The sequence below is a fragment of the Flavobacterium lacus genome (assembly GCF_003268815.1).
In the GTDB taxonomy this organism is placed as follows: Bacteria; Bacteroidota; Bacteroidia; order Flavobacteriales; family Flavobacteriaceae; genus Flavobacterium; species Flavobacterium lacus.
On sequence record NZ_QLSV01000029.1, the window covers coordinates 1 to 5,236 of the forward strand.

Sequence of the window (5,236 nt, forward strand, 5' to 3'; positions counted from 1 at the left end):
TTACACTGATTAGGTAAAACCACTGAAACAATCGGCGTACAACCGTTATCGATAATACCATCACAATCGTTGTCTAAACCATCGTAGCAGATTTCTGCTGCTCCGGGGAAGATGGTGTTATTCGTGTCGTCGCAGTCAGAACTATCCAAAACAAATCCTTCCGGAGCTCCTGTACATGACTCTTGTGTTACTGCTAAACTACCAAATCCATCCCCATCATTATCCGCATAATAGGTTATATTCTCATTCACTGTTATCATTGCTGTTCCGGAATTTCCTATACCTGCACATCCATTTGCTCCAGTCACTGATACAATAGAAAATGTTGAGGTTGACGCTGGAGAAACATTAATAGCAGTATTACTTACATAATTATTAACTGTAAAAGTTGATGTCCCATTTGTATAAACGAGCGTATAAGGTGCAACTCCACCGGTAATATTAACTTGTAAAGCTGAACTATCACCGGAGCAAATTGTTGCGCCTCCCGAAAGGACAGCAGCTGATGATTGAGCTATACTAAAAGAATAATTAGAGCCAAAACGATCATCATAACGCAACGTGGCAAGGGAACGGTTTTGTTCTGTATCACCATTTAAACCAGCTAAATTCCTTGTACTAGTAAACACATAATAATAAACGGTAGTGTTACAATTCTGTAATGGAAGCGTAGCGGTCCATGAAGTCCCCACACCAGTAGCTTGCACTAAAGATGTTCCCGTTGTAAAATCATTAGTTCCCGCTCGATAACGAACATAAATATTTTCGCCGGCGGACGGTGTGTTACTGGTTGAAATTGAAATTACTGGTTGACCGTTAGAAAAAGTTTGCCCTAAATGGCTAACAGTGACGGGTTCTGAAGCAGTATATCCAATGTAAACCTCTGAATTGTTATAACCCGCATCACGCATAACAAAGGTATAATAGCCTGCAGTGCCCATATTTAAACCCATATCCTGACCACCCCCTTGCCTAGTTATATTATTTATTGCATTTAAAGCGGCTTGACCAACTCCTGAAAAATTCCACTTGTTCTGAAATCGATTACTGGAAGGGCCAGAAATTAATAGCCAGCCTGCTCCACCACCTCCAGGCATATTGTCTGGTGTAATATTTCCTCCGGAACTTTGTACATTAATTGTGGTAGCCCATTGACCTCGGCCATCCAAAGGATTATTGGTTGTAGTTGAAACTTTACGATAACCTGTCGTACGATAATCTGAATTATAGGGTGTTGTCGAATATCCATTGGGTCTACCCACCCACTGTACAGGTTCACCTGAAAAAATATTTTGTGCCTGAATTAAATAAGGGAGCAGGAACATTCCTCCCAATAATAAAATTTTTTTCATAATAAAAATGTTTAAATGATACGTTTAATTTATTGAAAAACAACAACGATTCTTAACCATTAATGCAAGAGAAGTTTAATTAGTTGGGACATCATCAAAATTATACTATATTATTCATTTCTAAACACATTTCTTTTTTCGAAAACGTTTTCGTGTTCATAAATAATTAGAATATAGCAAAAAACCTCCGATTTCGCAGAGGTTTTAGTTTTATTAACTCAGTACCTTAGAACCTCAGTCCCTCAGCACCTCTGTTCTATTGTTTCACCAATCTCACAGTTCTCGTTTCATTACCTTGCGTTACAACCAAGTTGTAAACACCGGTTGGATAACCTTCACCAAACTGATAGTTGGTTGCATCTTGTGCTTTTACCTCGGTTGCTTCTAAAAGTCTTCCCGTCATGTCATAAACCGTCAAGCGTACTGGTTCTGTGTTAGAAGTTTTCACATCAATAGCAAAACTTGTGGCAAATGGGTTTGGATAAGCAATCGCTTTGAACTCATTTACATTGGTTGCATCCATTCTTGAAACTGCATCCGGTCTTCCGGCTCCGGGAGTAATAATACTACAAGACTTACCGTATGGTCCCCAAACGCCGTTTAAGCGTATAGCAACGCGCACCGTATAAGCTGTTCCGGGGAGTAATCCGGTGAAGTTATTCAACGTTACTGTTCGCAAAAGCCTATCAAAAGTCTGGCTGTAAGGCTGACTTACGTTTTCTAACAAGAAACGGTATTGTTCAACACCCGGATAAGACTCAGCAAATAATGTTTCTGTGTTTGAAATAACTTGGTATTCATCACACTGAGCATCTTGCAAGCCAATCGTTGGGAATAACGGAGTAGTGATGTTACAAACCGGTCCGTACGATAAGTAAGTTCCATCGGTATTTCTAACCGCAACATCTACATTATACGTCGTGTTGAACTGGATGTTGGACAACGAACTCATTCTGAAATCTCTAATCGGACGATCAATTGTTTGTACATCAATTGGATTCAACGTATTCGTGATTCTAAAGCGGTAGCCGGTTGCAAACGGTACAATGTTGGCAATAATTGAGTTATTCAAATTACTCAATGTACTGTTACACTGCGAGGCCTGAACTTGTGTAGTCGTATCCGGCGTGGAAACTGTACAGGGGGTTCCGTAGAACGGTTGCCATACGTTGTTAATTCGCACTGAAACTTCTACGGAATAGGTTGTGTTAAAGGCATAAGTAGTCAATTGTGTAAAACGGAAGGCTCGTAACAATTGATCAATGGTTTGTACATCATTCGTAGCAGTATTGGTTACTCTAAAACGGTAACCTTGAGCTCCGGGCACTAAAGCAGCATACACATAACTGTTTACAAATGGTAATGTCGTATTACACTGATTAGGTAATACCACTGAAACAATCGGCGTACAGCCGTTATCAATAATACCATCACAATCATTGTCTAAACCATCGTAGCAGATTTCTGCTGCTCCGGGGTAAACGGTGTTGTTCGTGTCGTCGCAATCTGTAGTATCTGTTACTCCACTAGGAGCTAAAATTGAAGAACCAAAACCATCAGTATCAGCATCAACATAGGTCAACAAATTATCATCAGTATCTAAATTATTGGTAACTCCACCACAGGCAACCAAAACGAAGGACCCAAACCCGTCAGCATCTAAATCTTCATAAAGCAACAAATTGTCATCACAATCTAAACTATTTGTTACATAACCAACCGGTTGTCCGGTACAATTGGAAATAGAACTGGCTGCATCGCCAAATCCGTCTCCATCCACATCCGCATAATAGGTTACTGCATTTAGAAGTGTTAGGGTAGCTCCATTGGCACTACCGGCATCATTAGTTACAGTCAATAGACCGGAAACACCTTGGGGAACAGTTACTACCAATTGAGTATTGGTTTGTGAATCGATGGTAACAGGAGTTCCTCCAACAGTTACACTAGAGACATGAATTAAGTTATTTCCGGTAATTGTAACTGATCCGGAACCATTGTCGCAAATTGCTGTTGGGGCATTATTGGCGACCGTTGGAGGAATCATTGTAACTGTTCCTAAGAATACAAAATTATTGATTCTATATTCTCTGTCTTGTGGAGGTCCTCCGGGTGCATCCCATCCATAAAGTCGAAATGTAATAGCACTTTGAACACTTTGATATTGCGAAGCTCCCAAATCAATTGATCTGGTATTGGAATTCTCATTTGTTAAGTTATACGTTAAAATAGATGAACCATAATTCAAACTCGAACGAAATGAAAAATCTTCAGGTGCGTCATTATCTCTTCGCTCTTCCTCATAATCAAAACTTTCAAAATTTAATTGATACCCTACATTAGGCGTGATCGTCCAATAAAAATAATCATCCCCATCGATAGAATTATCAGTGGTCCAACCATTGGCTCCATAGGCTCCATTTTCTGATTCATAACTAATTCCGGGACCTCTGCCAATACCGGAAGCGGTTGCATTTACATCAACAACTTGGTTGGTTGTAAATGGATTTGCTGAGTTATTATCGGTAGTGATATCATTCAAGAGGATTATGCTGGGTACAGTATAATTTACGGTCACATCATCAATACCAAAACCATGATCATCACTCGAATGATCTATATCCCGCCAACGTAGCATAATATAATCTCCATTTGCTAAGGATAAACCCGGAATAGAAATACTGGTTCTTGTTACCCGATTGCTTGGACTATTACCATCACGAGAACCGGACGACCCACTGTTAAGTGGTCCATTTGCATCCAAAGCAGAAACTGAGGTCCATCCTGAATCTGAATTTTCATTTAAATCTGAAAAGGAAGATGAGCTTGTTCTATATCTAAAAGTAATTCCTTGTGTAGCACTTGCTCCTTTTCTCCATTGTTCCAGAGTATAGGTTACGGTTATTGAAGTAATTGTTACACCGGATGTATTTCTTAATAAAAGTCCAATAGCCGCATCATCAGTACTTCCACTGTTGAGAATACCCAACGCACGGTCAGAATTAGTACCTGTTCCATAACTATAAAATCGTCCGGTACTACTTCCCCCATTATCAGCCGCATAAATGTTGGGATTGGCATTATTATCCTCCCTTTGTATGTACCAAGATGGTAGGGTGCTGTTATTAGTAAAAGTATTAGTAGTACCGCTTGTAGCAAGCGTATTAAAATTCTGGGTATAAGACCCGGTAGCAGTCATATTCACCTGGCCAAAAGTTAGGTGACTAAAAAACAGTAAGACTATATTAAATAGTCCAAAAAAACGTAATTGTTTAGTTTCCATATATAAATGTATTTAGTTAGATACAAACTAGGAAACGTTCTGAAATTCATCTGGTTAACAATGAATGAAGGGTATATTGAATTTTGGACTATCAAAGTTAAGTAACATCATTACTCGTACATAAAAAAACCGACGAATTGCTACTATTTCCGACTAAACAACTGTTTGCTAGAACATTAACAATGATTATTCAAATTTAAAACTTAAAAACAAATTAAAAATCCCTACAAATAGGTATTTTTATAACATAAAAAAACCTCCGATTACTCGGAGGTTTCTCTTTTGTTAACTCAGCACCTTAGAACCTCAGTCCCTCAGCACCTTTGTTCTATTGTTTCACCACCCGCACGGTTTTCGTTTCTTCCCCTTGTGTCACAACCACATTGTAAACACCCGATGGATAACGATCTCCAAACTGATAGTTGGTTACATCTGCTGCTTTCACTTCTTTCACTTCCAATAATCTTCCGGCCATGTCATACACGGTCAAGCTTACTGGTTCGGTATTAGAAGTTTTCACATCAATAGCAAAACTGTTTGCAAATGGATTCGGGAAAGCAATCGCTTTGAATCCATCAATTGTAGTTGCATCCATTCTGGT

3 protein-coding genes are annotated in these 5,236 nt (G+C 39.1%); all 3 read right to left on the reverse strand.

Annotation, left to right across the window (positions count from 1 at the left end):
* Positions 1-1,352: putative metal-binding motif-containing protein (locus B0I10_RS15460; RefSeq protein ID WP_181456979.1), on the reverse strand; the 1,352-nt coding region annotated here is incomplete at its 3' end.
* A gap of 256 nt (positions 1,353-1,608) precedes the next feature.
* Positions 1,609-4,635 carry a T9SS type A sorting domain-containing protein gene (locus B0I10_RS15465; RefSeq protein ID WP_112087418.1) on the reverse strand — a complete coding sequence of 1,009 codons (3,027 nt, stop codon included), beginning with the start codon at positions 4,633-4,635 and terminating at the stop codon, positions 1,609-1,611.
* Between the two features lie 328 nt (positions 4,636-4,963).
* Positions 4,964-5,236: T9SS type A sorting domain-containing protein (locus tag B0I10_RS15470; protein WP_220086213.1), on the reverse strand; the 273-nt coding region annotated here is incomplete at its 5' end.

What these genes read in the sequence shown, in the direction of transcription:
- B0I10_RS15465 (WP_112087418.1), bottom strand. Translation starts at nt 4,635, where the DNA reads ATGGAAACTAAACAATTACGTTTTTTTGGACTATTTAATATAGTCTTA.